General features: G+C 59.0%; 24 protein-coding genes. 12 read left to right on the top strand and 12 right to left on the bottom strand.

The features are described 5' to 3' along the window. Nucleotides 1-637: 637 nt before the first annotated feature. From cyoA to DFS28_RS14160, 6 genes are all read left to right on the top strand, one after another. Nucleotides 638-1,582, top strand: a complete 945-nt coding sequence (cyoA, locus tag DFS28_RS14185) for a ubiquinol oxidase subunit II (RefSeq protein ID WP_111450318.1) — start codon at nt 638-640, stop codon at nt 1,580-1,582. A 3-nt stretch (nt 1,583-1,585) separates the two neighbouring features. Beyond that, on the top strand, nt 1,586-3,616 hold the full coding sequence (gene cyoB, locus DFS28_RS14180; RefSeq protein ID WP_111450317.1) for a cytochrome o ubiquinol oxidase subunit I: 2,031 nt from the start codon (nt 1,586-1,588) through the stop codon (nt 3,614-3,616). Nucleotides 3,617-3,619: 3 nt separating this feature from the next. Continuing rightward, nucleotides 3,620-4,246, top strand: a complete 627-nt coding sequence (locus DFS28_RS14175; RefSeq protein WP_111450316.1) for a cytochrome o ubiquinol oxidase subunit III — start codon at nt 3,620-3,622, stop codon at nt 4,244-4,246. Next, nucleotides 4,247-4,582, top strand: a complete 336-nt coding sequence (gene cyoD / locus DFS28_RS14170; RefSeq protein WP_046045955.1) for a cytochrome o ubiquinol oxidase subunit IV — start codon at nt 4,247-4,249, stop codon at nt 4,580-4,582. An 11-nt stretch (nt 4,583-4,593) separates the two neighbouring features. Then, a complete protein-coding gene (gene cyoE / locus DFS28_RS14165; RefSeq protein ID WP_008147631.1) occupies nt 4,594-5,481 on the top strand; it encodes a heme o synthase in 888 nt (295 codons plus the stop codon). Between the two features lie 420 nt (nt 5,482-5,901). Further along, nucleotides 5,902-6,396: a RidA family protein gene (locus DFS28_RS14160; RefSeq protein ID WP_111450315.1), complete on the top strand. Its 495-nt coding sequence runs from the start codon at nt 5,902-5,904 to the stop codon at nt 6,394-6,396. Nucleotides 6,397-6,469: 73 nt separating this feature from the next. On the opposite strand, the gene DFS28_RS14155 is transcribed toward DFS28_RS14160, so the two are convergent. The 4 genes from DFS28_RS14155 to DFS28_RS14140 all read right to left on the bottom strand — a co-directional run bounded on the left by DFS28_RS14155 (nt 6,470) and on the right by DFS28_RS14140 (nt 10,122). Beyond that, the gene (locus DFS28_RS14155; RefSeq protein WP_076028557.1) at nt 6,470-7,174 is read right to left on the bottom strand and encodes a hypothetical protein; all 705 of its coding nucleotides are present in this window, start codon (nt 7,172-7,174) and stop codon (nt 6,470-6,472) included. Between the two features lie 137 nt (nt 7,175-7,311). Then, nucleotides 7,312-7,827, bottom strand: coding sequence for a hypothetical protein (locus tag DFS28_RS14150; RefSeq protein ID WP_111450314.1), 516 nt, complete (start codon nt 7,825-7,827; stop codon nt 7,312-7,314). Nucleotides 7,828-7,891: 64 nt separating this feature from the next. Beyond that, on the bottom strand, nt 7,892-9,409 hold the full coding sequence (locus DFS28_RS14145; protein WP_111450313.1) for a HAMP domain-containing sensor histidine kinase: 1,518 nt from the start codon (nt 9,407-9,409) through the stop codon (nt 7,892-7,894). Beyond that, nucleotides 9,406-10,122, bottom strand: coding sequence for a response regulator transcription factor (locus tag DFS28_RS14140; protein ID WP_074873916.1), 717 nt, complete (start codon nt 10,120-10,122; stop codon nt 9,406-9,408). The genes DFS28_RS14145 and DFS28_RS14140 overlap by 4 nt, the downstream gene beginning before the upstream one ends. A gap of 151 nt (nt 10,123-10,273) precedes the next feature. Between DFS28_RS14140 and msrB the strand changes: the two genes are divergently transcribed. The 3 genes from msrB to msrA are packed head-to-tail and all read left to right on the top strand — an operon-like array spanning nt 10,274 to nt 13,349. Continuing rightward, complete coding sequence (gene msrB / locus DFS28_RS14135; RefSeq protein ID WP_008147663.1) at nt 10,274-10,792, top strand: peptide-methionine (R)-S-oxide reductase MsrB; 519 nt, start codon at nt 10,274-10,276, stop codon at nt 10,790-10,792. Between the two features lie 42 nt (nt 10,793-10,834). After that, entirely contained in the window at nt 10,835-12,610 is a 1,776-nt protein-coding gene (locus DFS28_RS14130; protein WP_111450312.1) for a cytochrome c biogenesis protein DipZ, read from the top strand. Nucleotides 12,611-12,641: 31 nt separating this feature from the next. Further along, nucleotides 12,642-13,349 carry a peptide-methionine (S)-S-oxide reductase MsrA gene (gene msrA, locus DFS28_RS14125; RefSeq protein WP_111450311.1) on the top strand — a complete coding sequence of 236 codons (708 nt, stop codon included), beginning with the start codon at nt 12,642-12,644 and terminating at the stop codon, nt 13,347-13,349. Between the two features lie 27 nt (nt 13,350-13,376). Here the strand turns inward: msrA and DFS28_RS14120 are convergent, their stop codons facing one another. The 4 genes from DFS28_RS14120 to DFS28_RS14105 all read right to left on the bottom strand — a co-directional run bounded on the left by DFS28_RS14120 (nt 13,377) and on the right by DFS28_RS14105 (nt 16,310). Then, nucleotides 13,377-13,871, bottom strand: coding sequence for a GNAT family N-acetyltransferase (locus tag DFS28_RS14120; RefSeq protein WP_111450310.1), 495 nt, complete (start codon nt 13,869-13,871; stop codon nt 13,377-13,379). A 43-nt stretch (nt 13,872-13,914) separates the two neighbouring features. Next, nucleotides 13,915-14,319 (bottom strand): GNAT family N-acetyltransferase, encoded by a 405-nt coding sequence (locus DFS28_RS14115; protein ID WP_111450309.1) that lies wholly within the window; start codon nt 14,317-14,319, stop codon nt 13,915-13,917. Continuing rightward, nucleotides 14,316-15,329 (bottom strand): sensor domain-containing diguanylate cyclase, encoded by a 1,014-nt coding sequence (locus tag DFS28_RS14110; protein ID WP_111450308.1) that lies wholly within the window; start codon nt 15,327-15,329, stop codon nt 14,316-14,318. The genes DFS28_RS14115 and DFS28_RS14110 overlap by 4 nt, the downstream gene beginning before the upstream one ends. A gap of 75 nt (nt 15,330-15,404) precedes the next feature. Further along, nucleotides 15,405-16,310: a LysR family transcriptional regulator gene (locus DFS28_RS14105; RefSeq protein WP_111450307.1), complete on the bottom strand. Its 906-nt coding sequence runs from the start codon at nt 16,308-16,310 to the stop codon at nt 15,405-15,407. Nucleotides 16,311-16,412: 102 nt separating this feature from the next. Here DFS28_RS14105 and DFS28_RS14100 point away from each other — a divergent pair, with 102 nt between their 5' ends. Further along, nucleotides 16,413-17,588 (top strand): aspartate aminotransferase family protein, encoded by a 1,176-nt coding sequence (locus tag DFS28_RS14100; RefSeq protein WP_111450306.1) that lies wholly within the window; start codon nt 16,413-16,415, stop codon nt 17,586-17,588. A gap of 142 nt (nt 17,589-17,730) precedes the next feature. On the opposite strand, the gene DFS28_RS14095 is transcribed toward DFS28_RS14100, so the two are convergent. From DFS28_RS14095 to DFS28_RS14080, 4 genes are all read right to left on the bottom strand, one after another. After that, nucleotides 17,731-18,234, bottom strand: a complete 504-nt coding sequence (locus DFS28_RS14095) for an adenylate kinase (RefSeq protein ID WP_111450305.1) — start codon at nt 18,232-18,234, stop codon at nt 17,731-17,733. Between the two features lie 166 nt (nt 18,235-18,400). Further along, nucleotides 18,401-20,323 carry an alkaline phosphatase D family protein gene (locus tag DFS28_RS14090; RefSeq protein ID WP_111450304.1) on the bottom strand — a complete coding sequence of 641 codons (1,923 nt, stop codon included), beginning with the start codon at nt 20,321-20,323 and terminating at the stop codon, nt 18,401-18,403. 78 nt (nt 20,324-20,401) lie between these two features. Beyond that, on the bottom strand, nt 20,402-20,665 hold the full coding sequence (locus DFS28_RS14085; protein WP_111450303.1) for a hypothetical protein: 264 nt from the start codon (nt 20,663-20,665) through the stop codon (nt 20,402-20,404). After that, nucleotides 20,655-21,440 carry a VacJ family lipoprotein gene (locus tag DFS28_RS14080; RefSeq protein ID WP_111450302.1) on the bottom strand — a complete coding sequence of 262 codons (786 nt, stop codon included), beginning with the start codon at nt 21,438-21,440 and terminating at the stop codon, nt 20,655-20,657. The genes DFS28_RS14085 and DFS28_RS14080 overlap by 11 nt, the downstream gene beginning before the upstream one ends. 166 nt (nt 21,441-21,606) lie before the next feature. On the opposite strand from DFS28_RS14080, the gene DFS28_RS14075 reads away from it, so the two are divergent. Beyond that, on the top strand, nt 21,607-22,317 hold the full coding sequence (locus tag DFS28_RS14075) for a response regulator (RefSeq protein ID WP_111450301.1): 711 nt from the start codon (nt 21,607-21,609) through the stop codon (nt 22,315-22,317). Beyond that, nucleotides 22,314-23,672 (top strand): ATP-binding protein, encoded by a 1,359-nt coding sequence (locus tag DFS28_RS14070; RefSeq protein ID WP_111450300.1) that lies wholly within the window; start codon nt 22,314-22,316, stop codon nt 23,670-23,672. The genes DFS28_RS14075 and DFS28_RS14070 overlap by 4 nt, the downstream gene beginning before the upstream one ends. The last annotated feature ends 40 nt before the right edge of the window (nt 23,673-23,712 follow it).

Below are 23,712 nucleotides of genomic sequence, written 5' to 3'. Positions count from 1 at the left end.
TTGGTACATGACTATGCAACAAAATCGGCCTGGTTCAGTGTCTGGCAACTTCAGTCTCAAAACTCCCGAACAGGCAGTTTTAACAGGCCCTGGCGAATTGGCGAAGCCCTTGTCACATGGGGGCTTTGGCAGGGTCGAAGGAGGGCGAAGAGCCTTCGATACTGTCTGAACTGCCTAAGGTAGACCTACAATTTTTGGTGTTTTTGTTGAGAATGAATTTCGATACCATGGCGCACTTTTGCAAATACCGTTAATGATTGTTGCTGGAATGGATAAAAATTATTTCGGGATGAGACATGGTTTATAAAACGTTACATATCTACAATCGCCCGCACTGAATTCCCGGCACTGCTCATCCCTGAGCAGGAATAGGGCGTCGAGAGGCTCTTTGGCTTCATGCGACTCCCAGGTGTCGGTGCCTTCCAACTATCCGCACCAAATGGAATTGGTCTGTAACAAGGCCTTTGACCACGAATTCGAATAAGAACTCAACGCTGGCCCAGGATTTGTCGAACAGCGTCTGACGCGCGACGGGCAGCCACTTATTCAATCCAAGAAAAATGCCAACCCTTGGCAGGGTGAAGTGTTGGCGATCAAAACCCAACTGCATTGCGCAAGCTGCTTTAGAGGTCGTGAGATGAGTAAAAACAGGTACCCCAGACTACTAGGCTTATTGCCGCTGATCGGCACGTTGCTGCTGTCAGGCTGCAACATGACCTTGCTCGATCCCAAGGGCCAGGTCGGCCTGGACGAGCGAAACCTGATCATCACCGCAACGCTGCTGATGCTGTTGGTCGTGGTTCCGGTCATCATCATGACCTTCCTGTTCGCCTGGAAATACCGCGCGTCCAACACCGACGCCGTCTACACGCCGAAATGGTCGCACTCCACCAAAATCGAAATCGCGGTGTGGGCTGTTCCAGTGCTGATCATCATTGCCCTGGGTTATGTCACCTACAAGTCGACCCACGCGCTGGATCCTTACAAGCCGCTGGAATCCGACGTCAAGCCGATCACCATTGAAGTCGTCGCGCTGGACTGGAAGTGGATGTTCATCTATCCGGAGCAAGGCATCGCCACCGTCAACAAGATCGTGTTCCCGGCGCACACGCCGATCAACTTCAAGATCACTTCCGACTCCGTGATGAACTCGTTCTTCATCCCGGCCCTGGGCGGCCAGATCTACGCGATGGCCGGCATGCAGACCAAACTGCACCTGATCGCCAACCAGAACGCTGAAATGGACGGTATCTCCGCCAACTACAGCGGCGCTGGTTTCACCGGCATGAAATTCAAAGCTATCGCCACCTCTCAGGAAGATTTCGACGCCTGGGTCAGCGAAGTCAAAAAGGCACCTAAACAGCTTGAAAAAGCTGAATACGAAGCCCTTTCCAAGCCAAGCCAGAACAACCCAGTCGAGCTCTACTCCTCGGTCACGCCGAACCTGTTCCAGATCATCGTCGACAAGTACGAAGGTATGAATCCGGGCAAGCCGATGCACCACGAGAAGAAAGAGCACGAAATGGCCGCCATGGAAGGGATGGACATGAGTTCGCATTCAGCTGCCGGGGCAGAGGAGTAAACGATGTTTGGTAAATTAAGTTGGGAAGCGGTCCCGTTCCACGAACCGATCGTGATGATAACCATCGCCATGATCGCGATCGGTGGTCTGGCGCTGTTCGCTGCAATCACCTATTTCAAGAAGTGGACCTACCTGTGGTCCGAGTGGCTGACCTCGGTCGACCACAAGAAAATCGGCGTGATGTACATCGTCGTTGCCATGGTCATGCTGCTGCGTGGTTTTGCCGACGCCATCATGATGCGTACCCAGTTGGCCATGGCCACCGAGGGTTCGCCTGGCTACCTGCCGCCTGAACACTATGACCAGATCTTCACCGCTCACGGTGTGATCATGATCATCTTCATGGCGATGCCATTCTTCACCGGCCTGATGAACCTTGCAGTGCCGCTGCAGATCGGCGCACGTGACGTTGCCTTCCCGTTCCTGAACTCCCTGAGCTTCTGGCTGCTGGTGTCGGGCGTGGTGCTGATCAACCTGTCCCTGGGCGTCGGCGAATTCGCCAAGACCGGTTGGGTTGCCTATCCGCCGCTGTCGGGCCTGCAATACAGCCCGGGCGTGGGGATGGATTACTACATCTGGGCGCTACAGCTATCCGGTCTGGGTACGACGCTGACGGGGGTCAACTTCCTGGCCACCGTGCTGAAAATGCGTACCCCGGGCATGAAGCTGATGGACATGCCGATCTTCACCTGGACCTGCACCTGGGCCAACGTCCTGATCGTGGCTTCGTTCCCGATCCTGACCGCTACCCTGGCACTGCTGACGCTTGACCGTTACATGGATTTCCACATTTTCACCAATGAACTTGGTGGCAATCCGATGATGTACGTCAACCTGTTCTGGGCCTGGGGTCACCCCGAGGTTTACATCCTGATTCTGCCGGCGTTCGGGATCTTCTCCGAAGTCATCTCGACCTTCACCGGCAAGCGTCTGTTCGGCCACCACTCGATGGTCTACGCATCGGGCGCGATCTCGATCCTGGGCTTCATGGTCTGGCTGCACCACTTCTTCACCATGGGTTCGGGTGCCAGCGTCAACGCCTTCTTCGGTCTGGCGACGATGCTGATTTCGATCCCGACGGGGGTGAAGCTATTCAACTGGCTGTTCACCATTTACCAAGGGCGTCTGCGTTTCACCAGCCAGGTTCTGTGGACCCTGGGCTTCATGGTGACTTTCGCCATCGGCGGCATGACCGGCGTACTGCTGGCCATCCCGGGTGCGGACTTCGTCCTGCACAACAGCCTGTTCGTGATCGCTCACTTCCACAACGTGATCATCGGCGGCGCGGTATTCGGCTACATCGCAGGCTTTGGCTTCTACTTCCCTAAAGCGTTCGGCTTCAAGCTGCACGAAGGTTGGGGCAAGGCAGCGTTCTGGTTCTGGATCTCGGGCTTCTTCGTCGCGTTCATGCCGCTCTATGCACTGGGCTTCATGGGCATGACCCGTCGTCTGAACGCCACCACCAACCCTGAGTGGGTACCGTACCTGTACGTTGCCATGTTCGGTGCGGTGATGATCGCTGCGGGTATCGCCTGCCAGCTGATCCAGCTCTACGTGAGTATCCGTGACCGCAAGCTGCCGCAGAACATGTGCGAGCACGGCGACCCGTGGAATGCCCACACCCTGGAATGGTCGACCTCCTCGCCACCACCGTTCTACAACTTTGCCGTACTGCCAAAAGCAGAAGGCATCGATCCGTTCACCGAAGCCAAGGAAAACGGTACCGCGTACAAGGCTCCGGCCAAGTACGAGCCGATCCACATGCCAAACAACACCGCGACCGGTGTGGTCATGGGTGCTCTGTTGACCGTGTTCGGTTTCGCGATGATCTGGCACATCTGGTGGTTGGCCATCGTTGGCCTGGTTGGCACCGTGGGCTACTTCGTGATCCACGCTGCCCGCGATGATCAGGGCTATATGGTGCCGGTCGACGTGATCGAGCGCATCGAAGCCGAGCAGCACAAGCGTCTGGTAGCGGCCGGGAAAGTTCCAGCCACCGCCACCCGTGTTGAAACCTCGTTGGAACAGGCTTAAACCATGTCGAACTTAGTGACCACTGCTGGACACGCCCATGGCACGGACCATGGGCACGACGACCATCACCACGACTCGGGCGAGATGACCGTATTCGGTTTCTGGCTCTACCTGATGACCGACTGCATTCTGTTTGCGTCGATCTTCGCGGCGTACGCGGTACTGGTTAACAACGTAGCGGGTGGCCCGTCGGGCCACGACATCTTCGAACTGCCGTACGTACTGGGCGAAACCGCTCTGCTGCTGTTCAGTTCGATCACCTACGGCTTCGCCATGCTGGCGTTGTTCAAGGGCAAGAAGAGCCAGGTACTGGGCTGGCTGGGCATGACCTTCCTGTTCGGCGCCGGCTTCATCGGCATGGAGATCAACGAGTTCCACATGCTGATCTCCGAGGGCTTCGGTCCTAACCGCAGCGGCTTCCTGTCCGGGTTCTTCACCCTGGTCGGCACCCACGGTCTGCACGTGACCAGTGGTCTGATCTGGATGGCGATCATGATGTACCAGGTGCAGAAAAACGGCCTGACGGCGACCAACAAGACCCGTCTGAGCTGCCTGAGCCTGTTCTGGCACTTCCTGGACGTGGTGTGGATCTGCGTATTCACCGTTGTTTATCTGATGGGGACTATGTAAATGGCTAACGCTCATTCCCACGATAGCCACGACGCCAGCCACGGCAGCGTCAAGTCTTACGCTATCGGTTTCATCCTGTCGGTGATCCTGACCGTCATTCCTTTCGGCCTAGTGATGTACCCATCGCTGCCGAAAGCCCTGACCCTGTGGATCGTACTGGCCTTCGCAGTGATCCAGGTGCTGGTGCACCTGGTGTACTTCCTCCACCTGGACCGCTCCGCTGCCCAGCGTAACAACGTGATCGCGTTTGTCTTCGCTGCACTGGTCATTGTCCTGTTGGTAGGCCTGTCGCTGTGGATCATGTTCAGCATCCACAACAACATGATGGCGCACTGAGGAAAGTCCGGATGTCCTTTAAGCACTTTATCCAAATCACCAAACCGGGGATCATTTTCGGTAACGTGCTTTCTGTGGCAGGCGGATTTTTCCTGGCCTCGAAAGGGCATGTCGATCTGGCCATTTTCCTGGCCGCCATGATCGGCACGTCGCTGGTGGTGGCTTCCGGTTGCGTGTTCAACAACTGCATCGACCGCGACATCGACCTTAAGATGGAACGCACCAAAAACCGGGCGCTGGTCCAGGGCTTGATCTCCCTGAAACTGGCCCTGGCGTTTGCGACCGTCCTGGGTGTTTTCGGCGTTGCACTGTTGTACAAAGTGGCCAACCCGTTGGCCGCGTTGTTCGCGGTGATCGGTTTCGTCATCTACGTCGGTTTCTACAGCCTGTACCTCAAGCGCAAGTCGGTTCACGGCACGCTGGTGGGCAGTCTGTCGGGCGCCATGCCGCCGGTGATTGGCTACGTCGCTGTGACGAACAGCTTCGACATGGCCGCACTGACGTTGCTGGTGATGTTCAGCCTGTGGCAGATGCCGCATTCCTACGCCATCGCGATCTTCCGCTTCAACGATTACCTGGCCGCATCGATTCCGGTGTTGCCGGTGAAGCGCGGAATTGAAGTGGCGAAGAAGCACATCCTGCTCTACATCCTGGCGTTCCTCGTGGCGACCTTGATGCTGACCTTCAGCGGCTACGCCGGCATGAGCTACCTCGCCGTCGCCGCGGCCATGGGCATGTACTGGTTGTACATGGCCTGGACCGGTTACAAGGCAGTGGATGACACGGTCTGGGCACGCAAGCTGTTCGTGTTCTCGATCTTCACCATTACCGCGTTGAGCGTGATGATGTCGCTGGACTTCAAAGTGCCGAGTGAGCTGTTGCTGACGTACGCGCCTTAAGGTTCAGACTCTGCACAAAAAGCCCCGCCTTCGAGAGAAGCGCGGGGCTTTTTATTGGGTGTGCTCTGGTGGACTGAGTTGCCCCATTCGCGAGCAAGCCCGCTCCCACACTGGATCAGTGATGCCACCCATTTCGAGCACGACACTGCCCCCTTGTGGGAGCGGGCTTGCTCGCGAATAGGGCAACTCGGTCTATCAGGAAAACTCAGCTATCAAGCAACTGGAAAAACCGCTCACGCACCTGGCTGTTATCGCTATGCGCCACGTTGAAACGCAGGAAGTGGCTAACGTCCGGCGCTTTGCTGAATCCAAGGGACATCAATTTGATCCAAACTGATTTTCATCGGCCAGCCCCGGAATCGCGATCTTTGGGCTAATCTGTCAAAAAAAATGGATCCAATTTTTGATCGAGGGGGAGAGATGACTGAACACATGACCTGTGATGAACGATTCATCGCGCTGGCAAAAGAGGTCGGTTACGACATCTACGGTGAGAATACGGCCGGCGGGCATTACGCGCTGTTGGTGCGGCATCACGATCAGCTTTACATCAGCGGTCTGGTGCCGCGGATGAATGGTGAAATTCAGTATCCGGGCAGGGTAGGCCTGGATCTGACGCTGGTAGATGCACAGAACGCTGCCCGCATCAGTGCGTTGCGCGGTCTGGCATTGATTGTTGATTCCATCGGTTCGCTGGACAAAATCAAGTCGCTATTGCGCGTCACGGTATACATAAAGTCCACCGCGGATTTTGTCGATTTGAGCGAAGTGGCCAACGGTGCGTCGGACGTTTTCAGTCATGTACTGGGCGATGCCGGTAAACATACACGAACCACGATCGGCGTTTATCAACTGCCCAAAGACGCAGCCATTGAAGTTGACATGATCGTGGCGATACGGCCATCAGCGCTCTAACGATGAACCAGCAGGTAATAGAAAGGCCCGCGCTGAATCTCGGTGCGGGCCTTTCAGTCATCGATGGCGTGTATTACTGCGCGGCGATGCTGTAGCCATCGAACGCGGTTTGCTGCTGAAGCGCGGTGATGATGTTCTTGCGGTTAACCGCTTGTTCGGCCCCGGCATTGTCCAGGAAGGTCTCGCTTTCCAGCTCCGCTTCTTCGCCTTCGCCGACGAAGGTGAAGCCCAGGAACTCCAGCGCTTCACGGTCAACGTTCAGTCGCGAACGCGGGGTGCGCAGCGGCAACGTCACGCTGATGCCGTCTTTGCTGATGGTGAACACTTCGACATCTTTCTTGGCGCGAGCCGCTTTGCTTTTGCCACTGCTTGGGTTGCTGATGGCCTGGTGGGTCTGGTTCAGCACTTTCAGTGCGAGGCCATAGACCAACTCCTGAAATGCCGGGTCGTCCTTGAAGCTGGAGAGAATCCGGCTGATCGGGAATTTGCTGCTCAAGTCTTCCAGGGCTGCAATGTCGGCAGCCTCGGCGTCCTTGAGCTGCTTGAGTTCGCCCATCAATTCGTAGGCTTTATCGTCGTCGAAGCTGTCGTGAGCCTGGCGAATCGCGGCGCGCAGCTCGCGAATCTGGTCGCTTTCCCGGGTGGACTGGAAAGCGTCCAGGACCATCTCGCTGATGGTCTTGGCCTGGGGCACGTGCTGTGAAAGATTGATGGAGTTTTCGTATTCCGCTTTGGACGACAAGGTGACTACGGATTCAGCGGTATTGGAATCGGACATTGAAATTTCACTACTTCTTTTAACTTGGGTTGAGGCGAGAAAGCTCTGGGCCTTTTCAGGCCGCCTAATCTATTGGACCGAGGCGGCGTTGTCACGGATGAACAGGCGGCTGGTCATCATTTTTGGCACAGCGGCTTTTAACTGGCGGCTATCGGGGGGCGTTTTGCCTGAAGTGTCAGCAGCAGCCGATAAAGTTTCAATGCCCGACCGCTGATCAGTCCACAGACAAAGCCGGAAGCCGACGCCTTGAGCAGCGACATCTCAAGGGTGACGGCCATTTCCGGGTGAACGTCATCCTGGTAGCCGAAGTAATAGTTCACCGCAAAAAACAGCAGATACAGCACCAGGGTTTTTGCTGTGCCCGGCACGATCAGGCCGGTTTGCGGATCATCCAGCTCAACGTCCTTGCGCGGAAAAATCAGCAACGCCGCGAGGCTGCCCAGGATGACGGCGGCCAACCAGCAACTGACTGATAGCTGTGGATTCAGCGTCAGGTTCAGTGAATACAGGGACCAGCCCAGCAAGATCGGCGCTGTGACGAGCAATGAAGTTTTGCTTTCACGGGTCGGGGACAGGGCTTTGATGCCGTAGTAGCACAGCAGCAGAAATATCGCGTAAACCCACAATGGGGTGTTTTGCAGGGTATTGAGCATCGCGCAGCATCCTTGCGGAAATGGGAGCCGGGATATTAGCCGTTGCTGTGGCCGTGGCAGCCGACTATTTCCCCGGCGAATTCAGGTTCATCGACCGAACCGCCAATTGCTCGGCCATTTGCTGTTCCACCGGCAACGAAAAGCGGAAGGTCGCGCCGCGGCCGGGAACATCAATCAGCTGGATCTCGCGGCCGTGCAATTGCAGGATCCGGTGCACGATCCGCAACCCCAGTCCGCCATCACGCCGTGCGCCGCCAATGTTGAATGGGCGCAGGAACAGACCTTCGCGCAATTCGGCAGCAATGCCGGGGCCGGTGTCGCTGACGGTGACTTCAATAAACGGTCCTTGAGGGCGCAGGCAGAGCTCGATCTCTCCTCCTGGCGGGGTGTGGCGCAGGGCGTTGTCGAACAGGTTGGTGAGCACCCGCTCGATCAATCCAAGGTCGGCGCAGGCCGCCGAAACATTGGGGGCGAAGGTAGCCTTCAGTTCGACCTGGCGCGCCTCGGCCGTCAGTTCGAATTTCTGGAAAATGTCCTGGACCAGATCGGTCAACGAGAAACGCTCCAGCACCGGTTGCACGAAGCCATGTTCCAGGCGCACCAGTTCCAGCAGCGATTGCGCCAGCCCACCGACCTTGCGGCTTTGATCCAGCGCGATGCCCAGGTAACGGCGGCGGTCTGCGGGTGACAACGTAGCGTCCTTGAGCGACAAGGTTTCCAGGTAACCGTGCAGCGAGGCCAGAGGCGTGCGCAGGTCGTGGGAGATGTTGGCCACCAGTTCGCGGCGTTCCTGATCCTGGCGGGTCAATGAACGCCATTGCTCACCGAGGCGCGCCTGCATCTGCCGGAAGGTCGCGTCGAGTATGGCAATTTCATCGTGGCTGGCAGCTTTTTCCACCGGGGCGGATGCAGGCGGCGTTACCGGAGCGCCATCAATGTCGAACCGGCTGACAGTTTCGGTCAAACGGCGCAAAGGTCGGGTGATGAGGGCGAATGCCGTGAGGCCGGCAATCAGGCACAGCAGCGCCACCAGCCCGATTGACAACAGCGCGGTATTCAGGGCGGCGCTGGTGGCGCCGCGTTCGGCGAAGCGGTCGTGCTCTTCGCTCAGCAGCACCACATAGAGATAACCCACCTGTTTGCCATCAACCTGCAATGGCGCGGCGCTGAACACTTTGCGGCCATCGACGCTACGCGGATCGTCGCCGAGAACCGGTAGGGCATCGCCCTTGAGCAGACGCTGGATCGGCGCCAGATCGACCCGCTCCCGGCGTATCCGACCCTCGGGCGCAGCACTGCCGACAATCCGGCCCTCGGGGTCGAGTAGATAGACCTCGACACTGGGATTGACCAGCATCAGTTGGCTGAACAGGTCGCGCACGGCGTCGGGCATCAGGCCTTTGGCGTCCATCAGCACGGTGTCATGGGCGATGTGCCGGGCCAGGTCCCGCGACAACCCTTGCACCACTTCCAGCTCATGCATCTTGTTGGACCGCACCTGCATCCAGGCCGACGTGCCGCAGCACACCAGCAGCAACACGGCGAACACCAGCGACAGGCGCTGAGTCAGGGTCAGTCTCACGGTTGCTCCTCCCTGGCCGCGAACTTGTAGCCGCGTCCCCACACCGTGAGGATGCGCGCCGGTTGCGCCGGATCGGCTTCGATCTTTGCCCGCAGGCGGTTGATGTGAGTGTTGACCGTGTGCTCGTAGCCTTCATGGCTGTAGCCCCAGACGGCGTTGAGCAGGTCCATGCGCGAGAACACTTTGCCGGGCTGACGGGCGAAGAAATACAACAGGTCGAACTCCCGTGGGGTGAGGTCGAGGCGGCGGCCGTCAAGGGACACATCACGCGTGATCGGGTCGATGGAGAGGCCGTCCATGATCAGGCTGCCAGCATCCATTTTCAGGTTGCGGGCCATGGCGTCGACCCGTCGCAACAGCGCTTTGACCCGGGCCACCAGTTCGAGCATCGAAAAGGGTTTGGCCAGGTAATCGTCGGCGCCGAGTTCGAGCCCGAGAATCCGGTGCACTTCGCTGGAGCGCGCACTGGTAATGATGATCGGCGTGTAGCGGGCCATGGCGCGGGCGCGGCGGCAGATTTCCAGGCCGTCGACGCCGGGCAGCATCAGGTCGAGGATCAGTGCGTCCCAGCTTCCTTGCTGCAGCAGGCGCATGCCTTCATCGCCATCGGCGCAGTGCACCACCTCGAACTGCTCATCGCGTAGATGCAGGCAGATAAGGTCGGCGATATGCAGGTCGTCCTCGACCACGAGGACGCGTTTGGTCTGTTCCATCAAGCTCAATCCTTCGGCGCAATGAGCGCATTGTGCGGGTTTTCCGGGGCCTGAGTTATCACGAATTGTTTAACTTCTCGTGAGGATTTGGCGATCAACCCAAGCCTAGGCTGTGTTCCATGACAGGCACCTGGAATTTTCGGAGACGACCATGTTTTCACGGCGACAGTTTCTCGTAGCAAGCGGCGGGCTAGGCGCTGCAGCCCTGGTCATCGGTGTATTGCCAAAATTTGCCGCCAGTTCTGCGCTGGTCAGTGACGCCAGCGCGGCGGAGGTGTTCGAGGTGACTCACAGCGATAGCGAATGGCGCGCCATGCTCAGCGCCGAACAGTACGAAATCCTGCGCGAAGAGGGCACCGAACGGGCCTATAGCAGCCCGCTGAACAACGAGCACCGTGAGGGTACGTTTGCCTGTGCCGGTTGCGACCTGCCGCTGTTTTCTTCCGCGACCAAGTTCGACAGCCGCACCGGTTGGCCGAGCTTCTGGGCACCGCTGGACAAGGCTGTGGCCACTCGTCAGGACCGCTCCTTCGGGGTGCTGCGTGAGGAAGTTCACTGTCGGCGTTGTGGCGGTCATTTGGGCCATGTCTTCGACGATGGGCCCAAACCCACCGGTCTACGTTACTGCATGAACGGCCTGGCGATGACTTTTGTGCCGCAGGCGACTTGATCCGCGGGTACTCCCTTTCACTCACTTTTGCAGGACGACGTTATGTGGCTTCTGGTCCTCGCTTATCTCGGTGGTGTGCTGACGATTGTCAGCCCGTGCATCCTGCCGGTGCTGCCCTTTGTCTTCGCTCGCACCGGGCAGCCGTTCATGAAGAGCGGGTTGCCGCTATTGGCGGGCATGGCGCTGACCTTTGCGCTTGTCGCCTCGCTGGCAGCGGTGGGCGGCGGTTGGGTGGTGCAAGTCAATCAATATGGTCGCTGGCTCGCGTTGCTGTTCGTTGCACTGTTCGGGCTGACGCTGTTGCTGCCTCAATTGGCGGAGCGTCTGACCCGGCCACTGGTGGCGGCTGGCAGCCGGTTGTCGGAAGCCGCGGGCGCCGATGCACGGCCGCGTCCCGGCGCTTCGTTCCTGATCGGTGTCGCCACGGGCCTGCTCTGGGCTCCGTGCGCCGGGCCGATTCTGGGTCTGTTGCTGACTGGCGCCGCGTTGCAAGGGGCGAGCATCGCAACCACCTTGTTATTGCTGGCCTACGCCGCGGGTGCCGCAACCTCCCTCGCGGTGGCGCTGCTGCTGGGCGGTAAAGTCTTCGCGGCGATGAAGCGTTCCATCGGCGCTGGCGAGTGGCTGCGTCGAGGTCTGGGCGCCGCGATGCTGGCCGGTGTCGCGGCGATCGCCCTGGGGCTCGACACCGGGATTCTGGCGCGGATTTCGACAGCGTCCACCGGTGGTATCGAGCAGGCTTTGGTGGGACGGCTGGCCGGCCAATCGCCGAACGTTAGCGGGGCGATGATGGCGCAGATTCCAGCCTCGGGGAGTGCAATGAAAGCGGCTGACAAAGCGCCGGGCGCACTGCCGATTGAAGGCAACCTTCCACCGCTGGACGGCGCGGTGCAATGGCTCAACTCACCACCCCTCACCGCGCAGGCCTTGAAAGGCAAAGTCGTGCTGGTGGATTTCTGGACTTACTCCTGCATCAACTGCCTGCGCTCGCTGCCTTATGTGAAGGCTTGGGCCGAGAAGTACCGCGATCAGGGATTGGTGGTGATTGGCGTCCATGCGCCCGAGTTTGCTTTCGAACGAGACGTAGGCAATGTCACCAAAGCGATGAAGGACCTGGGCATCAACTACCCGGTGGCCATCGATAATGACTTCAAGGTCTGGCGAGCTTTCAACAACCAATACTGGCCGGCCCACTATTTTGCCGATGCTCAAGGTCGCATCCGTTATCACCATTTTGGTGAGGGCGAGTACGCCGAATCGGAACGGGTGATCCAGCAACTGCTGCGCGAAGCAGGTGCCGCGAAGGTCGCGGACGGTCTGATCAATGCCAGCGCCGAGGGTGTTCAACTGGCCCCGGACATGACCGAAGTGCAATCACCGGAAACCTATGTCGGCTACCAGCGTGCCGAGCATTTCGTGCCTGAAACCAGCCTGGTGCCGGACAAGGTGTCGGCCTATAGCGCTCCATCGCAATTAGCGCTCAACGACTGGAGCCTGGACGGTCAATGGAATGTCGGCCCGGAACGGGCGACTTCAGGCGCGCCAGCCAGTCGCATCGTCTACCGCTTCCATGCCCGCGATCTGCACCTGGTGCTGGGGCCTGGCGCTGACCATAAACCGGTGCGCTTCAAAGTGTTGGTTGACGGAAAAGTCCCCGGCGATGCCCACGGCACTGACGTGGCGCCCGACGGCAGCGGCAGTGTGACTGCACAACGCTTGTACCAATTGGTGCGCCAAACCGGCGGCGTAACGGATCGGACCTTCAGCATCGAGTTTCTCGATCCCGGAGTGTCGGCGTATGCGTTTACGTTCGGTTGATCGTCATTCCATTCATTCAGGAATCAGCCTCATGAAAACCCTATTCACCTGGCGTCGCACCCTGTTGGGCCTGGCCGCTGCCGGCGTCATCGGCCAATGCCTGGCGTTCTCCTTCGGTGCGGCAGAAGACGCGGTCATCATTCCTCCACCCACCCTCGACGAAACCACCCAGGCCGACAGCGAAAGGGCGGTCTTTGCCGGCGGTTGTTTCTGGGGCGTCCAGGGTGTGTTCCAGCATGTCAAAGGGGTGAAGAAAGCGGTCTCCGGTTACGCCGGCGGTGCAGCCAACACTGCTCAGTACGAGCGGGTCAGCAGTGGCGATACCGGTCATGCGGAATCCGTCGAAGTCACCTTCGACCCCCGTCAGGTCAGCTACGGCACCTTGCTGCAAATCTACTTCTCGGTGGCTCACAACCCTACCGAACTCAACCGTCAGGGACCTGACAACGGCACTCAGTATCGCTCGGCGCTTTTCCCGGAAAACAGTGATCAGCAACGCATCGCCCAGGCCTACATCGCCCAGCTCGGCGCCGCCCATTCGTTCAATAAACCCATTGTCACCAAGCTGGAAACCTACAACGGTTTCTACCCGGCCGAGGAGGAACATCAGGACTTTCTGACCGAGCACCCGACCTATCCGTACATTGTGATCAACGATTTGCCGAAGGTCGCGCAGCTGAAAAAGCTTTATCCAGATCGGTATCAGGAGAAGCCGGTATTGGTGAAGGCCGGGTCATAGCGCGACGGGATATGGCAGGCGCCTTGATCAGGGATTTTCCTCCAGGTGTTTGCCCATCTCGAAGGCTCGCATTTCATAGCCCAACTCTTCGTACAGTCGAAGTGCCGGTGCATTGAATGCCCAGACGGTTAGACGCAGGTCCACAGCGTTGTGTTCGATGGCCCAGGTTTGAGCGCACTGCATCAATGCTCGTCCAATGCCTTGGCCCCGAATACGTTCATCAACACAGACCGAACCGACCCTGGCGATCCGCTGAGGTTGCATCAGCGGGCTGCTGAACTGAGTGACTTGCATGGTGATGAATCCAATCGTTCTACCTGCTTGTTCAGCGATAAAGGTCGCCCGATTTTCACCGTCGATGTACGGCCGCCAATGGGTACTGTCGCGCGCGAAATTCTCAGTTGCAGGCGCATAAGTATCCGGCCGCTGTTGATGGTGAAGACTGTTGAGTTGCTGACCCAGTTCGCAAATGGCGAGTAGATCGTCCGGTGTAGCCCGGCGATAGAGGAGGGGGGAAGTCATTGGCTTTCCTTGGCACATCTTGTTTCAGTTAAGGAGTGTTTGGCTATTTACGACGCGGGCGCTCCATCGCAATGGTCGACGTTTCAAAACCCAGGCTTGAAAAGAAATCCGAAGCGCCTTCCCGGCCTGCTCGCAGAGTCCAGGTAATGTCGGTGTTCTCGCCCATGACATGTTCAACCAACGAGCGCCCGATACCTTCACGTCGATGTTGTCCACAGACAACGACCATCGACAGATAACCGTTTGATAGGCCGTCCGTGATGCCTCGGGCAAAACCGATAATCCGGGAGTCCTTCATAGCAAGGGCTGTGCGTTGGGAGTTAGCGATCAACTGCGCAAAATGCTCAGCGGAACCTGTGCGGTGAGCCCATCCGTTCTGCCCCAGAAAAAGGCGTACAGACTCTACTTCCGAGGGCAGTACATCGCGAACATGCAAGGCATTGTTCATCCGGAAATCACATTCTTGCCCGCGATCTTCGACCGATACAGCGCCTGATCGGCCCTGGCCAGCAATCCGGTCTTTTGTTCTTCTTCAAAGCGCTGAACCACGCCAAAACTCATGGTCACTTGAAAGTCCCCCACTGGTAGCAGGCTTGCGAGGCCATGGCGGATACGTTCGGCGAGGGTCCGGGCGTCGGCGAGTGGTGTATTGGGCAGGATCAGGATGAACTCGTCGCCACCCCAACGAGCGAGCAGATCGCCCTCGCGTACGCAGTGCTTCACGCTCTCGACCACCTGCACCAATGCCGCATCGCCCAGCGCATGGCCATAGTGATCGTTGATGTTCTTGAAGTCGTCGATGTCCATGGCGATCAACGACAGCGGTTGTCGAAAGCGTTCGGCGCGGTCGCATTCCTGAGGCAGGGCTTTCTCCAGAAGATAGCGATTGGCGATTGAGGTCAGAGCGTCGGTTTCCGCCAATTTGCGGTTTTCTTCGAGTTGGATTTGCAGTTGCTGATTAACGCGAGACAACTCTCGGGTGCGTTCTTCAACGATCGCTTCAAGGGATTGGTTGCGTCGCTCAAGCGCTTCGTACAGGCGCTTCTTGTCGTCGATGCTGCGGTGCGCGCCGACCATCCGCGCCACCGAGCCGTCGGCATTGCGTGCCAATACGTAGCCACGGTCTTCGATCCAGGTATAGCTGCCATCCTGCATGCGGCAGCGATACTCGGCCTGATAGCCAGGGGCGCGCTGATTCAGGTAGTCATCGAACAGCGCCATGACCTGCGGGTAATCGTCGGGGTGGATCACGTTTTCCCAGGTCAACACGTTGTTATTCAGGGAATGAGGCGGGTAGCCGAGCATCTCGTACCACCGGGGGTTGCGATAGACGAACCCTGTGTTGGCGTTCCAGTCCCAGATGCCGTCGCTGACCAGTTCCAGAATGGTGTGCAGCATGTCTTCATTCAAATCCGACAGATTGAACTTCAACGGCTCGATATTCGACGCCTCACCCATCTTCGCACTCCCTGTCGCCCTGATAGCTACGTGACCCGCACGTCGAGGAGATTAGTCGATGGGGTATTCGGTCGGCTAGTGCTTGCCCCATCTCTGCAAGGCAAAGTCGACGAAACTACGCAGTTTTGGCAAACGGTAACGATCCTGGGCATACATCAGGTTCATCGGTCGGCTTGGCGGCAAGTAATTCTGCATCAATGCCACCAGTTTTCCGTCCTTGAGATCCTGCTCCATCAACGCATCAGGCAGCACCACGATGCCCATGCCGGTTCGCGCCGCTTGATGCAGTCCTGCCGAACTGTTGATCAACATCGGCCCATTGACCGCTACCGCCACTTCTCCCTCGGGACCGGTCAGGCGCCAGTGCTTTTCCACCGACTGCCAGTCGTCCCCGGCCGGATAGGCAAAGGACAGGCAATCATGGTGTTGCAGATCATCAGGTTTTTCCGGTGTGCCTTTGCGCGCCAAATACTCCGGTGATGCACACATGGTCAGGCTGTAGTCGAGGAGTGGACGGGCGATCAGGTGGGTCTCCTCGGTATTGCCCAGGCGAAACGCCACGTCGAAACCGTTTTCGAGCAGGGCCGGACGGCGGTTGGTGAGGACCACATCCAATTTGACGCGTGGACACAGCAGGGCGAATTCACTCAGGGCCGGTGCCAGTTTTTCGCTGCCGAACGTCAGCGGCGCGGTGATGCGCAGGGTTCCACTCGGCTCGTCGAGGGCCTGCTCGGCCAACCGTTCGGAATCGGCCACCAGCCCCAGCACTTCGAGGCAACGCTGGTAATAAGCGGTGCCGAATTCCGTTAACCGCTGGCGTCGCGTTGTACGGTTGAGCAGGCGCACACCCAGGCGTTGCTCCAGGGCCCGCAGGTGATTGCCGACCATGGTGGTGGACATTTCGCACTGCAAAGCGGCAGCGGTCATGCTGCCGGTTTCCACCACCCTGACGTAAACGGTCATTGCCTGGAATAAATCCATTATCAAGCCCAGCTTTAAAATGATTGAAGTGTTGCAGCGTTTATCCAGCTCAGGTGGCTAACCATACTGCAAAAACACCGACTATTGATGGAGCTTGATGTCATGACCGCCGCCTGCCTGATGACCACTTACCAACCTTTGGCCTTGAGTTTCAGCAAGGGCCTGGGCACGCGCCTGTGGGATCAGGCCGGTCGTGAATACCTGGACGCGGTGGCGGGCGTGGCCGTGACCAATGTCGGTCACTCCCATCCGAAAATAGTCTCGGCCATCAGTGAACAGGCCGGGCTGCTGTTGCACACTTCCAACCTCTACAGCATCGATTGGCAACAGCGGCTGGCGCAGAAACTGACGCAATTGGCGGGCATGGAGCGAGCCTTCTTCAACAACTCCGGTGCCGAAGCCAACGAGACCGCGCTGAAACTTGCTCGGTTGTACGGTTGGCAAAAAGGCATCGAACAACCGCTGGTGGTGGTTATGGAGAACGCCTTTCACGGCCGCACTCTGGGCACCTTGTCCGCCAGTGATGGCCCGGCCGTGCGCCTGGGCTTCAACGAGTTGCCGGGGGACTTTGTCAAAGTGCCATTCGGCGACCTCAAGGCGCTGGACAAGGTGCAGCAAGCCCACAGCCCGCGCATCGTGGCGATCCTGATGGAGCCGATTCAGGGTGAAAGCGGAGTCCAAATGGCCCCACCCGGTTACCTGAAAGCTATTCGCGAACGCTGCACTCGGCACGCGTGGCTGCTGATGCTCGACGAAATCCAGACCGGCATCGGCCGCACCGGCCAGTGGTTTGCCTTTCAGCACGAAGGCATCGTTCCGGACGTCATGACCCTGGCCAAAGGCTTGGGCAACGGCATTCCCATCGGCGCCTGCCTGGCCCGGGGCAAAGCCGCCGACCTCTTCACCCCCGGCAGTCACGGCAGCACCTTCGGCGGCAATCCACTGGCCTGCCGCGTCGGTTGCACCGTGCTGGAGATCATCGAAGAACAAGGGCTGCTGGAAAACGCCAAACTTCAGGGCGAGCGTTTGCTCGCCAGATTGCGCATCGAATTGGCGGACGACCCGAACACCCTGGAGATCCGCGGCCAGGGTTTAATGATTGGCATCGAACTCAAACAGCCGATTCGCGACCTGACCCTCATCGCCGCACGGGATCACGGCTTGTTGATCAACGTGACACGGGGCAAAACCATTCGCTTGCTGCCGCCGCTGACGATTGATGAGCGGGAAGTGGAGATGATTGTCAGAGGGGTTTGCCGGGCGGTGAGCGCGGCCTAAGACTTATCTCAATAGTGGTTGATCGTTCCCACGCTCCGCGTGGGAATGCAGCCCGGGACGCTCCGCGTCCCAAAAAGCGTGACGCAGAGCGTCACAAGAGGCATTCCCACGCGGAGCGTGGGAACGATCGAAACACTGTGAGTTAGCTGGCTTGCAACACGGTGTTCGCGAATGTTGTGATTTCGGTTCGATCCCTGAGCTTGAGTTTCGAACCGCCAAACCCTTCGAACAGTTGCTCATGCGCGGCAAATCCACTGGAATCTTCGCGCATACGATAGCTGCCGGCCCAGTCGAGCAACGCAATCAACAACTCGTCATTCTTGTCTCGCTGCGCCTCTCGCTGACGAACATTGGCAACACATTCCTCATCGTCAACGCACAGCCAAATCAGTGCTGTCGCCCGGGGCAAGAGTTCGCTGATGATCCAGCCGTAAACGCCTTCGATCACCCAGCGCTCTTCACTGGCCAGCACCCGTGCCATGCCCAGCGCCTCGGCACGGGGGCGGGCGATGCTGTGTTCGTCGGACAACCAGTGAATCGTATCGAGATCGACCCACGGCACTTGCAGGTGCTTGGCCAGTCGTTCGGCCAGCCAGCTTTTGCCGGAACCGGAGTTGCCGATGATCAGGGTTCGGGTGAGGTTCATGAGCGACACCGATCACGTAAGGGGGCCGTTAACCGATCGTTCCCACGCTCTGCGTGGGAATGCAGCCCGGGACGCTCCGCGTCCCTTTCGAGAGTTGGAACGCGGAGCGTCCCTTGAGGCATTCCCACGCAGAGCGTGGGAACGATCAACGATCAGCCTTCAGCGTTCAGTCTTCGCTGTCAGGCGCAACCATCCGCGTCTTCGGCGAGCCGTTTGAGTTGTGCTGATAGATCTCCTGCGGCTGTCCTTTTTCATTAAAGAACACTTGCCCGATCCCCGCCGAATTCCACAGCCGTTCACCTGCTTCAGCATGTTCCGGGACATGGGGAACAATGCGCATACGTCGGCGTTTGGTCAGCCAGTTCAGCGGCGAGCGCGGCGAGTAGAGCCAGCGGTTGAGGCGGTCGAACCACTCCAGCAGCGCGGGCGGGAATTCGTTTTTGATGCCGCTGCTGGTGATCTGCCAGATGCGCGGGCCGGCCTTGCGGTGTCGGATCAGTACTTCGTAGACGAAGGAATAATGCACATCGCCCGACAGCACCACGTAGTTACCGGGTGTACGCGAGTGTCGGAAAATGTTCAGGATCACCTGGGCCGCACCGCGATGGGCCATCCAGTTTTCGGCGTCCACCAGCAGGGGATAACCGCACCAGCTGAAGACGCGCTGCACGGTTTCGATCAGTTTGACGCCGAAGATCGGCGCCGGCGAAACGATGATGGCCGAAGGGTGATCGAGCAGTTCCTGTTGCAGTTCGCTGAGGGCTTCCCAGTCCAGCAGACCCGACGGTTGCTTGAGGTTCATCTCGCTGCGCCAGCGCCGGGTGCGGGTGTCGAGTACCACGATGGCCGGGCTCGTGGGCAGCACGTAATGCCAGTTCTGAAATCTCAGCAGTTCGTCAATCAATCCGTCCTGAATGTCGCTGTCGAGGTAGCGGTCATGCCCGGTGGTGCTCAATCCGACAGCCTTCTTCAGCACCCCGCCGAACGCATCCGGGTTGTTGCCCCAGCCTTGGCACAGCATATAAGCAAGCAGTGCGTTGCCGATGATGCGCCTGGAGAACGGATGGCCGTAGGCCGTTTCCTCCCATTGCGCGGAAAGATTCCAGTCATCGGTAATATCGTGATCGTCGAAAATCATCAGGCACGGCAGGTGCGCGAGTGCTCGGGCGACGCCTCCCAGACCGGCCTTGAAGCCATCGATGCGCGTCTGCTCAAGCGCATAACGCTCGCGTCTTGCAGGTGTCAGCGCCGGTGGTTGCGGGGCGATCAATGTCCAGGGTGTCGGCGACCAGACCAGCAGGTACATGGCCATGACTTCGGCGAATGTCACCAGATGGTTGTCGGCACTGCTGCTGGTGAAAATCGGCTTACGCGCCCCACCGAAAAATCGCTCGCGCAGGGTTTCGTTGCTCTCCAGCGCCGGTAACAAATCCGCACGATGGTAATAACTGGCGGGGTGCTCATAGAGCTTGGCGCTGTCGCTGACCACTGCGCCTTCGAGGTGCTCTTCGAACAGCCCAAGCCGCTTGATCAAGGCATGAATGGCTCGCAGCATCGGCCCTGCGACATCGTCGGCATACACCTGATCGCCGCTCATCATCAACAGCGCCGGGCGTTTGTGTGCATCCGGCTCGGCTTCCAGCAAACGATCGACGCACAGCAAACCGTCTGGGGCTGGGTGGTGAGGTTTGCGGCAAGAACCGTGCAGCAGATGATCGGCCTTTTTACGCAGGACGAAGTTGGGGCAACGAGCGTCTCCGTACAGCAAGTGCGGGGCCCAATCGGCGATGCCTGTGCCCGCGTCGTCAATCAACAGGTCGTATTCGATTAACGTGTCGCAGGGCAGGGCGGCGTCCAGCGACACATCGATCAAATGAACAAAAGCCTGGGTGCCCACCGCAATGACTGTGCACTGACTCGCGTCGAGGTGGATCGCGTTGCGATCTTGCAAACACAACGTCATCGACAGCGCCCGCGACCCCACCAGCCACATCACCAACCGCGTGGGCTCCAGACGCCGCAACAGCGGCCCGACCAGGACAGGTGGCAGGGATGGGTGATCGTCAGGCAGCGGCAAAGACATGGACATCCGGGTTTCTGGAACAGAGAAGCGCGCGATGATAACGCAGCTGAGGTCAATGAAATGCAACGGGCTCGAATCTGACAGTCAAGGCAACTGCTCGCTGCCCGCTGTCATTACATCCGTCTCGCCATTGGCCACAAGCCAGCGAAACAAGTCTGTCACGGACACCGTGTGGCTACGCTCGATCCATCGCACCAGCGCCGGGCCATAGTGTTCGGTGTAGCGGCTGAGCACCAGATGGCGACAGTCCTCTGACAGGCGCAGGGTAATTTCCCGACAGTGCAGAGTGGCCGGGTCGTGCTGGATGACCCGTTGTTGCAGCATCAGGCTATTGCTTTCAGAAACCATCGGCCGGTGCTCCTGTGCATTGATGTTTGGTTGTCTGCGCCGAGCCTTGTTTGCCATCGGCGACGTAAGCGGCACGATGCTCGGCGACCACGTTGCGTAACGCGCTGTAGTAGTCCGGCAGTTTTTGCAGGCTATCGGTCAGCGGTAAGGCTTCTGCGCGGCCATCGACGAAGCCGCCGACCGTGCTGATCATGGCCAAGGTGTCCACGGTGTCGCTGTTGCTGCCAAACGGATCGACCACAAAACCGAGCACGCGGCCGACGGCGTCGCGGCTGTTGGAAGTGCCGAGCAAAGGCAGTTCGACGATCGGCCCGTTGCCGATGCCCCACACGCCGAACGTCTGGCCGAAGTCCGCGTCGTGACGCGGAATGCCGGCCATGCCGGAGACGTCGATCAAGCCCACCACACCGACCGTGGTGTTGAGCACGAAACGCCCCAGCGTATTGGCCGAGCGCATCGGGTTGCCTTGCAGCAGGTCATTGATGAACACCTTGGGCTCACCGAAGTTCGCCACAAAGTTATGCACACCGGTCTGGAAAAAATCTGGCGAGTAGCGATAGCCGCGAGCGACCGGCGCCAGGGCATAGTCATCGACCACCCGATTGAACGCGAAGACCCCGCGATTGAACGGTTCGGCGGGGTCGTTCACCGAATAGGCGATGTCGGCGCAACTCACATCGGTGGGTGGCTGACTGCTGCAACCCGCCAACCCGGCGGCCAGCACGGCAATCGAGGTGTTGCGGGTCAGCCAGGGAGCACAATTGAAAGGCAACATGGACGCGATTCTCGGGAGGAATTCGCCGAGATGCTGGGCCCCAAGCCTTGCGCAAAGATGTCTGGTTTATTGCGTCGCTGACGCTTTATTGCAGGATTGAAATAAATGACGCGCAGCCGTGAATGGTTTTAGATGGCGGTTCCATTCGCCCCTTAAGTGACCTTTGGTGAACAGCCTTTTAATTGTGGACGACGACCTTGAGGTTCTCGATCTACTGAAAAAATTCTTTGTGCAGCACGGCTACAGCGTCGAAGTCGCCACCGACGGCGCATCGCTGTGGGCGGCCATCGAGCGACAGCTGCCAGACCTGATCATTCTTGACGTGATGTTGCCCGGGGACAGTGGGCTGATCCTGTGCCAGCAACTGCGGATTCGACACGCCATTCCGGTGATCATGCTCACCGCCATGGGTGAACTCAGTGATCGGGTGGTCGGCCTGGAACTGGGCGCCGACGATTACCTGACCAAACCCTTCGACGCCCGTGAGCTGCTGGCCCGAGTGCGCGCCGTACTGCGCCGCGTGGACGAGCGCCGTCCGGTATTGCAGGAGCGCCCACGGCCGCTGATCGACTTCGCCGACTGGCACCTGGACGTCACGCGACGTGAACTGCGCTCGCCGGACAACGTGATGATTCCGCTGTCGGCCGGTGAGTTTGACTTGCTGCTGGTCTTCGTCGAACACCCTCAGCGCATTCTCACCCGCGAGCAATTGCTGGACCTGGCGCGTGGACATTGCCATGAAGCATTTGATCGCAGCATCGACGTTCAAGTCAGCCGCCTGCGGCGCAAACTCGAGTCCGACACCAAGCGGCCGGCGATGATTCGCACCGTGCGCAATGGCGGTTACCTGTTCACGCCCAGCGTGACGCGGCGATGATCGGGTTGAAGCGGATACGCGCCCGAGACTGGCCGCAAGATACGGTGGCGCGCTGGATCGCGTTGACGATCATCCTGGCCATGCTCATTTCACTGGCGCTCAATGGGCTGTTTATCCAACTGGCCGGCGTGTGGGCGCGTCCGCCGCTGACCGAAACCGGCTTGCTGGAAAAAGCCGCTGCCATCACCCGTGTCGTCGAGGCCGCCCCGGCGCCCCTGCGCAACTCATTGGCGCAAGCCGCCAGCGAGAACGGCTTCACCGTCAGTTGGCATCCTGATAGGCACGATCTCAATTTGCCAGCCGTGGAAGATCCGAAGTCCGGCATCGGCTCGACCATTCTGCAGCCCATGCTCAAAACCCCTGACCGGCGCATCGAAGCCTATGAACCGGCCGACTGGACGGAACACACGGCGGACGCGCATTACGCGCTGCTGATCGAGCTATCGGATTCGACATGGCTGATGTTCTCCGCGCCCTCGCGCAGTTGGGGGCTCGACGAAACGCCACGCTACCTGATCGTGATCCTGCTGGTGCTGATCTCCACCGCACTGGTCGCGCTGATCGCCACCCGGCGCCTCGCCACGCCTTTGCAGCACTTCGCCGAAGGCGCTCGGCGCTTCGGCGTGGACTTCCGCGCACCGCCGATCGAACCGCTCGGCCCCCACGAAATCCGCCAGGCGATTCTCGCGTTCAATGCCATGCAGGCCCAGTTGCAGCACTTCATCCGCGACCGCACGCAAATGCTCGCCGCCATCTCCCACGACCTGCGCGCGCCCCTGACGCGGATGCGCTTGCGGGGGGAATTCATTGAAGACAGCGAGCAACAGCAGCGCTTGTTTCGTGACGTGGATGAAATGCAGGCGATGATCAACTCGGCGCTGGAGTTCTTCCGCGATGATGCGCGGCTTGAGCCAGCGACCCAGTTTGATCTGGCGGAACTGCTGCAAACGTTGCTGGATGATTATCGGGATCAGGGCGTCGAGATTGCTTTCAGTGGGCCGCTGCGGTGGGTGTATTTCGGGCGACCGTTGGGGCTTAAGCGGGTGATGACCAATCTGCTGGATAACGCGATCAAGTACGGCAGTGAGCCGGCGATTGAACTGATCCCCGGAGCTGGCGAGGTGCGGATCAACGTGCTGGATCGTGGACCGGGGATTGCGGATGCCAGCCTTGAACAAGTGTTCGTGCCGTTCTTCCGGTTGGAAGGCTCGCGGAACAAAAGCACCGGGGGCGTTGGTTTGGGGTTGTCGGCGGCGCGGGCGATTGTGCTGGAACACGGAGGTGAACTGACACTGCGCAATCGGTCGAAGGGTGGGTTGGAGGCGTTGGTGGTGTTGCCGGTGCATCCGGGTTGAGGAGGATTCGGACTACCACGGGACCGATGCTGATGAGTAA

Source organism: Pseudomonas sp. 478, from assembly GCF_003254125.1.
Taxonomy (GTDB): Bacteria; Pseudomonadota; Gammaproteobacteria; order Pseudomonadales; family Pseudomonadaceae; genus Aquipseudomonas.
Note: the sequence above shows the minus strand (reverse complement) of the source record. Positions and strands in the feature narration are given on the sequence as shown.

Coding starts and splice junctions, on each gene's coding strand:
- DFS28_RS14095 (WP_111450305.1), bottom strand. CDS start 18,234: ATGAACCTCACCCGAACCCTGATCATCGGCAACTCCGGTTCCGGCAAA.
- msrA (WP_111450311.1), top strand. CDS start 12,642: ATGAAAACCCTATTCACCTGGCGTCGCACCCTGTTGGGCCTGGCCGCT.
- DFS28_RS14130 (WP_111450312.1), top strand. CDS start 10,835: ATGTGGCTTCTGGTCCTCGCTTATCTCGGTGGTGTGCTGACGATTGTC.
- DFS28_RS14080 (WP_111450302.1), bottom strand. CDS start 21,440: ATGTTGCCTTTCAATTGTGCTCCCTGGCTGACCCGCAACACCTCGATT.
- cyoA (WP_111450318.1), top strand. CDS start 638: ATGAGTAAAAACAGGTACCCCAGACTACTAGGCTTATTGCCGCTGATC.
- DFS28_RS14070 (WP_111450300.1), top strand. CDS start 22,314: ATGATCGGGTTGAAGCGGATACGCGCCCGAGACTGGCCGCAAGATACG.
- DFS28_RS14160 (WP_111450315.1), top strand. CDS start 5,902: ATGACTGAACACATGACCTGTGATGAACGATTCATCGCGCTGGCAAAA.
- DFS28_RS14175 (WP_111450316.1), top strand. CDS start 3,620: ATGTCGAACTTAGTGACCACTGCTGGACACGCCCATGGCACGGACCAT.
- DFS28_RS14150 (WP_111450314.1), bottom strand. CDS start 7,827: ATGCTCAATACCCTGCAAAACACCCCATTGTGGGTTTACGCGATATTT.
- DFS28_RS14120 (WP_111450310.1), bottom strand. CDS start 13,871: ATGACTTCCCCCCTCCTCTATCGCCGGGCTACACCGGACGATCTACTC.
- DFS28_RS14085 (WP_111450303.1), bottom strand. CDS start 20,665: ATGGTTTCTGAAAGCAATAGCCTGATGCTGCAACAACGGGTCATCCAG.
- DFS28_RS14115 (WP_111450309.1), bottom strand. CDS start 14,319: ATGAACAATGCCTTGCATGTTCGCGATGTACTGCCCTCGGAAGTAGAG.
- DFS28_RS14105 (WP_111450307.1), bottom strand. CDS start 16,310: ATGGATTTATTCCAGGCAATGACCGTTTACGTCAGGGTGGTGGAAACC.
- DFS28_RS14140 (WP_074873916.1), bottom strand. CDS start 10,122: ATGGAACAGACCAAACGCGTCCTCGTGGTCGAGGACGACCTGCATATC.
- DFS28_RS14100 (WP_111450306.1), top strand. CDS start 16,413: ATGACCGCCGCCTGCCTGATGACCACTTACCAACCTTTGGCCTTGAGT.
- msrB (WP_008147663.1), top strand. CDS start 10,274: ATGTTTTCACGGCGACAGTTTCTCGTAGCAAGCGGCGGGCTAGGCGCT.
- DFS28_RS14155 (WP_076028557.1), bottom strand. CDS start 7,174: ATGTCCGATTCCAATACCGCTGAATCCGTAGTCACCTTGTCGTCCAAA.
- DFS28_RS14110 (WP_111450308.1), bottom strand. CDS start 15,329: ATGGGTGAGGCGTCGAATATCGAGCCGTTGAAGTTCAATCTGTCGGAT.
- cyoB (WP_111450317.1), top strand. CDS start 1,586: ATGTTTGGTAAATTAAGTTGGGAAGCGGTCCCGTTCCACGAACCGATC.
- cyoD (WP_046045955.1), top strand. CDS start 4,247: ATGGCTAACGCTCATTCCCACGATAGCCACGACGCCAGCCACGGCAGC.
- cyoE (WP_008147631.1), top strand. CDS start 4,594: ATGTCCTTTAAGCACTTTATCCAAATCACCAAACCGGGGATCATTTTC.
- DFS28_RS14090 (WP_111450304.1), bottom strand. CDS start 20,323: ATGTCCATGTCTTTGCCGCTGCCTGACGATCACCCATCCCTGCCACCT.